This is a genomic window from Psychrobacter sp. T6-1 (assembly GCF_052258445.1).
This window is the reverse complement of record NZ_JBQQFC010000179.1, coordinates 1-4989: the sequence shown is the minus strand read 5'-3', so window position 1 is coordinate 4989 and position 4989 is coordinate 1. Positions and strand designations below refer to the sequence as shown.

General features: G+C 44.7%; 5 protein-coding genes. 2 read left to right on the top strand and 3 right to left on the bottom strand.

From position 1 onward, the window contains the following. Nucleotides 1-529 precede the first annotated feature (529 nt). Complete coding sequence (gene rimI, locus ACTXGO_RS09545; RefSeq protein WP_443542651.1) at nucleotides 530-1006, top strand: ribosomal protein S18-alanine N-acetyltransferase; 477 nt, start codon at nucleotides 530-532, stop codon at nucleotides 1004-1006. 37 nt (nucleotides 1007-1043) lie between these two features. Here rimI and ACTXGO_RS09540 read toward each other — a convergent pair whose 3' ends face one another. The 3 genes from ACTXGO_RS09540 to trxB form a co-directional block, all read right to left on the bottom strand. Then, a complete protein-coding gene (locus ACTXGO_RS09540; protein WP_443542649.1) occupies nucleotides 1044-1445 on the bottom strand; it encodes a MerR family transcriptional regulator in 402 nt (133 codons plus the stop codon). Between the two features lie 68 nt (nucleotides 1446-1513). After that, nucleotides 1514-2293 carry a leucyl/phenylalanyl-tRNA--protein transferase gene (aat, locus tag ACTXGO_RS09535; RefSeq protein ID WP_443542661.1) on the bottom strand — a complete coding sequence of 260 codons (780 nt, stop codon included), beginning with the start codon at nucleotides 2291-2293 and terminating at the stop codon, nucleotides 1514-1516. Nucleotides 2294-2332: 39 nt separating this feature from the next. Next, the gene (trxB, locus tag ACTXGO_RS09530) at nucleotides 2333-3349 is read right to left on the bottom strand and encodes a thioredoxin-disulfide reductase (protein ID WP_443542647.1); all 1017 of its coding nucleotides are present in this window, start codon (nucleotides 3347-3349) and stop codon (nucleotides 2333-2335) included. A gap of 380 nt (nucleotides 3350-3729) precedes the next feature. On the opposite strand from trxB, the gene ACTXGO_RS09525 reads away from it, so the two are divergent. Then, the coding region (locus ACTXGO_RS09525; RefSeq protein WP_443574215.1) for a DNA translocase FtsK 4TM domain-containing protein at nucleotides 3730-4989 on the top strand (1260 nt) is incomplete at its 3' end.

The window sequence follows — 4989 nt, the reverse complement described above, 5'->3', positions numbered from 1 at the left end:
TATTCGTGAAGGCGGCCGTACGGTAGGCGCTGGTGTTGTTGCTTCAGTTAAGGACTAATCATTAGATTAGCTTTTACTTGTTAGACTTAGCGTCTAACTGCTAGACATAGAAAAGCCATCCGCTAGGGTGGCTTTTTTGTGGGCGGGATATTGTTTGTAGATAATTATAAGGTTTGGGCTGTAGGGTGTGCCTCGCGCACCACGAATGGTTGATATAAGGCTTGTTTGGTTATTCTAAAAATACTCTAGTAGACAGGAATCTTCGGCTTTAATCGATATACTTTTTAATCAACGGTGCGAGAGGCGCATTCTACAAAGGCTGACCTTTCAAATTGTATTACGAAGTTAATTGATAAGAGAGCTTAAGAGCTATATTCTGATATGTCACAACAAGCGTAACCCGCTAAATCTATGGTTCAAAATCTGATGGCGGGTTACGTTTCTTCTTCACTTTTTACGAGAGCTTGAAAAAACTAACCCACCCTACGCGCCCTTCAACCTTATAGATGTAACTTGTAGAGACAAGATAATGCTAACCATAGATTTGCTAAACAAAGAATCATCTAACCCTCAAAGCATTATTCAAGCCGTTGCTAACATCGAAACCATTATTCAACCGCGAGATGCTTGGGATTATCAGACCTTAGTAGATTTGCTTTCACAGGATAGTATTGATTTATTGGTAGTCCGTCAAAATGACACAATCATTGGCTACTGCCTCTATCAAGTAATCTTTGAGCAAAGCGAGATATTAAGAATAGGCACGCATCCTGACTATCAGCGTCAAGGTGTCGCCTCACAGCTTTTTACAGCTTTGCATACCGTATTGATTAGCAAAGACGCTCAGCAATTAATGTTAGAGGTGAGGGCAGATAATGATGCGGCGATTGCACTATACGAACAGCAAGGGTTTGAGGTCATTCATAGGCGAAAAGACTATTACACAGAGGTGCATAGGGTAAGTGTTGATGCTCTTATTATGCAGCGTCGTTACTTATATGATTAATGTTACTTAGAGGATGGATATTACTTCTTTAGGACGTTTATTTCTCGAGATTATTTTGATCTTTTTTCATTTGTTCAAGGGTGACTAAGCGCTGACTTAGGGTCTCTACCATAAGATTGATAGTGGCTTGTTGTTCAAGGATTTGCGCTAGTTTTTGTTTGACGATATCGAGTTGTTCATCCAAATCAAGCTGACCATCGTAATAGTCATTTAGACTGTTTTGAATTTCAGTCAAGGTAAAGCCAATCGCTTGCGCGCTTTTGATCAGTGCGATACGATCCACGCATTCAGGATGAAACTCAGTGTATAGCCGTGATCCTGCTTGACGTTTACGAGATTTTAGTAATCCTAAATCATCGTAATGACGCACCGTATCTTTGGTCGTATTGGCAGTTTGTGCCAATTGACCTATTAATAAAAACGAATCGTCAGATGACATATAGCCGTCCTTGTGTGGGTAGATATCTGGCTTTGTCTATACGTGTAATCGTTTGCGCCTCTCTATGGTTATGGTTGTACTTTCCAAGGTAGCGCAGAACCTAACTTGGCAGCAGATAGAGGTTTGTGCGAACCGGTTTGCCATTGGACAGAACGCGCACCAATAAGGCTATCTAGCTGCGCCAAAAACTCAGTACGCGGCACTGTGGCCGCGCCCAAACTCATCAAGTGCTCGTTTGGCAGTTGGCAATCTACTAGCGCCACACCACTTTGCTCACATAGACGCATAAGACCCCAAAACGCAAGTTTGGACGCGTTAGAGGCAGTATGAAACATGGATTCCCCAAAATAAATACTGCCTATTTTTAGACCATATAAGCCGCCTACTAGCTGTCCCACCTCATCCCAAACCTCGATACTATGAGCAAAACCATGAGCATGAAGCTCGGTATAAGCTTCAATCATCTCTTCATGAATCCAAGTATGTTCGCCCTCGGGCAGGCCATCACTACGCGGTAAGCTACAGGCATGAATGACCTCATCAAAAGCCTGATTGAGGGTCAATTGCCAACGCATGCGGTTTGCTTGTTTGCGTAGCGACTTACTGGGCTGATAGCTCTTTGGCGCGATCACGCAGCGCGGCTGGGGGCACCACCAAGCAATCGGCTCATCCTCGTTGAACCAAGGAAACAGACCGCGCGCATAAGCGGATATTAGAGTCTCTGCTGCCAAGTCTCCGCCTACTGCGATAATACCTATACCATCAGGATCGACCTCTATTGGACTTGGAAAGTTATAACGCCCAAGACTTTTTAGCCTCTCAGGCGTGATGGTGCTGGCACTAACCAGAGGTTGTTGACTTGAATGACTGTTGGCAGAGGCGCTCACTTACGCCTCTTTGTCCGCAGTCAAAGTTGAGGCGTAAGTGTGGTCAGTGGCAACCGCTTCACCGATAGCATCAAGATACTTTTCAGCATCGAGTGCTGCCATACAGCCAGTGCCCGCTGAGGTGATCGCTTGACGATAGACGTGATCTGCGACATCACCTGCGGCAAAAACGCCCTCAACACTGGTCTGGGTTGCATTACCATTAAGGCCACTGTTGACCACAAGATAACCATCTTTCATGTCCAGCTGCCCTTTGAACAGATCGGTATTGGGCTTGTGACCAATAGCAACGAACATGCCAAACACGTCCAGCTCTTTAGTGCTACCATCTAACATCGACTCGATGACCACACCGTTGACGCCCATATCATCGCCGACCACCTCGCGGACTTTATGATCCCACTCGATTTTGACATTACCGTTTTTGGCTTTTTCAAACAGCTTGTCTTGCAGTATTTTCTCAGAGCGCAGCTTGTCACGGCGATGCACTAAGGTCACCTCGGATGCGATGTTGGATAGATATAGCGCTTCTTCAACTGCGGTATTACCACCGCCAATAACCGCGACTTTTTGATCTTTATAAAAGAATCCATCACAAGTAGCACAAGCGGAGACGCCAAGGCCTCTAAATTTGGTTTCTGATTCTAATCCTAAATACTGAGCGGATGCACCCGTTGAGATAATGAGAGCGTCACACGTAAAATTGCCGTTGTCGCCAGTTAGCTTAAAAGGACGCTCGCTCAAATCCACCGCGTTGATATGATCATAAATCAGCTCAGTACCAAAACGCTCAGCATGAGATTTCATACGCTCCATTAGCGCAGGCCCTGTCAGATCATACGGGTCGCCTGGCCAGTTATCGACCTCTGTCGTTGTCGTAAGCTGTCCGCCGACCTCTAAACCTGTGACCACGACAGGCTTTAGGTTAGCGCGCGCCGCATAGACAGCAGCGGCATACCCTGCTGGACCTGAGCCTAAGATAATGAGTTTTTCGTGGCGAGTGTTGTCAGTTGCCATATTGGTTCCTTACGGTAGTATTAAGTTTTATTAATTAAAGTGAGATGAAAATTATGCTACAAAGGTAGCATTAAAAAGGTAAAAACGTCGTCTTTAAAAATGACGAACGGTATCGTTATTTGTGGTGTTGTCAACATGCTGGCGTGATACTAACATAAGGGTGATAAGCTAAAAGTGCAAGTTTGCTAAAACAAACATCATTATCATTAGAATAAAACCATAAACAAAGCATTAAAGCCAGATTTGTTGATAACTCAGTCGCCAATTTACCTATCTATTTGTTATTATAGGAGGTTATATACAGCATAAGACATCCTGTGTTTTGCTATAGGCTTTGTGGTTAGCAGCGCTTATTTACTAGAGTTATATGTGACGCCATTATGACGAACACTCGTCATAATCTGGCACCCCTTTGTATGAATCGTATTGATAAAGGCAGATCCTACGTGATATCAGCATCAGTTATTGATTATTTAAAAAAAGGCATATTTACGGTCCTTGGATTGATAGTGGCCGTGTATTTGTTTGTGATTTTGCTGACTTATACCGGTAATGATCCCAGCTGGTCACATATCAGTAGTGATATGAATACGATCAATAATATGGGCGGCGCTATGGGCGCTTGGTTATCCGATCTGCTCTACAGTTTTTTTGGCTTTAGCGCTTGGTGGTTGCTAGCGTTTTTGGTGTATGAGTCTATTCTGATTTGGTGGGAGAGTAAGCCGACGTTTTGGCCTTTGCGCTTGATGGCTTATGTGTTTTTATTGCTCAGTGCTAGTGCCTTATTCGCTCAAGTAGTGGCTATTATTCAGCAAGTTGCTAACCCTAGCGCAACCGCTCTAAAAGGAGTGGCAGGCGGGATCATCGGTCTTGAACTACAAGCACGTTTAGCGCAACTGTTAACGCAGTGGGGCAGCATGGCGTTTTTGACATTGTTTGTGATTATTACCGCGACTTTTGCCTTCAACATTCACTGGCAAACGGTATACCATAAGCTCACTGATCTTGGGTGGCTTGGCTCTGGAGTCAGTGATAAGGCTCAACGTAGTGAGGCCCAAAGCGCAAAACAAAACGATAGTGAATCTCAAGAGGATAGCGATGAGCTTGATGACGAGTTTGCGACCGCTCAAAAAACAGACGTCGATCAACAAGAAAAATCAGGTCAATTGCCACTTGAGCTACCAGAGAAACAAGACAATGACACAGCGGACAGTGGTCGCTTTGGTAATGTGTTGACGGACTTTTTGACGAAGTCAGGTCTAAAAGACAGCGTAAAAGCGTCTATGGCGATAGCGGCAACAGAAGCGGCGGCTATGGGTTCTAAACCGCAAGCGGTAATGGCAACTGCTAGCTCTTATGCTAACGATGAGTCATTAAAAGAGCCTGTCACGACTTTACGCAAGGTAGAGCCAAGCTTTGCTTGGAATGATGCCAGTACCGTTGATGATCTATTAGCAACAGATGCTTTTGTCGCTAACTATGGTGAGCAATATGGCGAGCAGTACGCCCCAAGCTCTGATGAAACGGTATCAGAGCTTGCTCCTACTCATGATGCAAATTTCGTAGCGTCATTAGAGCCTTCAGCGTCATCAGCACCATCAGAACCATCAACGTCGTCAGCAATGCCAACACCACCAGCA